This window comes from Bartonella sp. TT119HLJHH (assembly GCF_042193385.1).
Taxonomy (GTDB): domain Bacteria; phylum Pseudomonadota; class Alphaproteobacteria; order Rhizobiales; family Rhizobiaceae; genus Bartonella.
On record NZ_JBHILS010000118.1, the window covers coordinates 1 to 860 of the forward strand.

The 860-nt window shown below is 34.4% G+C and carries 2 protein-coding genes; both read left to right on the forward strand.

The features are described 5' to 3' along the window. The first annotated feature begins 219 nt into the window (after nt 1-219). Complete coding sequence (locus ACFIJL_RS09675; RefSeq protein WP_375624508.1) at nt 220-330, forward strand: hypothetical protein; 111 nt, start codon at nt 220-222, stop codon at nt 328-330. Nucleotides 331-350: 20 nt separating this feature from the next. After that, on the forward strand, nt 351-773 hold the full coding sequence (locus ACFIJL_RS09680; RefSeq protein WP_375624510.1) for a type II toxin-antitoxin system HicB family antitoxin: 423 nt from the start codon (nt 351-353) through the stop codon (nt 771-773). Nucleotides 774-860: the final 87 nt, after the last annotated feature.

Consider the following 860-nt stretch of genomic DNA (forward strand, 5'->3'; position numbering starts at 1 on the left):
ACAGAAAAAGAACAACAGCTCCTTCACGAGATGATAGAGACCTATCAAGGCTTAAAGATGATGTCACGCATCATGAAGATGTCCTTTATTTTCCTTTAACACAACATTTGTTTTATATTAAACATTTTAGATGTTATATTATTATAGTAAACAGTCAAGAATTGAAAAGATATCTTAATAAAACATGGTTGCAATTTTACTTCAGGGAAGAGAGGACATTTGCTTATAAAGCGTGGTTCTAAAAGGTCCGTTTTACCTATACATGGTACGCGAAAAGAATTAGGAACAGGATTAGTCCAGAAAATTCTTAAAGATCTTGACCTAAAATAAGCCTGAGTATAGAGGTACAAATGAAATATGCAATCAAATTTATCAAAGATGACAATGATAGTCTTCTTGTCGTCTCCAAAGATTTTCAGGAATTTGTTACCTATGGTAACGATGAAAAAGAGGCTTTGGAACAGGCTAAAAATGCACTTTTAACAGTCATTATGGGGTGTTTTCAAGATCGTGAACCTATTCCCTTTGGACATCGTGATATTGCCTATTCTTTTGTTGAAGTATCTTCATTGGTGACTTTAAAAATTGCAATACATAACGCTATGATTGAAAAAAATTTACGCAAAGCTGATCTCGTACGTCTTTTAAAACTTCATCCAATACAAATTGATCGATTGTTGGATTTAAACCACGCAACCAAATTAGATGCCTTAGAATCCACTCTCATTGCTCTTGGAAAAGAGGTTGCCATTAATATCCAAGACGCCGCTTGAAAACTACCGATTTTGCGTAAAATGTTTATAAAGCGCATTAAGAGCAATGCGCAATGAAAGCACAAGGTGTGGTAGTGATTGATCTTC

Excerpts from the sequence above, each read along its gene's own strand:
- ACFIJL_RS09680 (WP_375624510.1), top strand. The coding sequence starts at position 351 with ATGAAATATGCAATCAAATTTATCAAAGATGACAATGATAGTCTTCTT.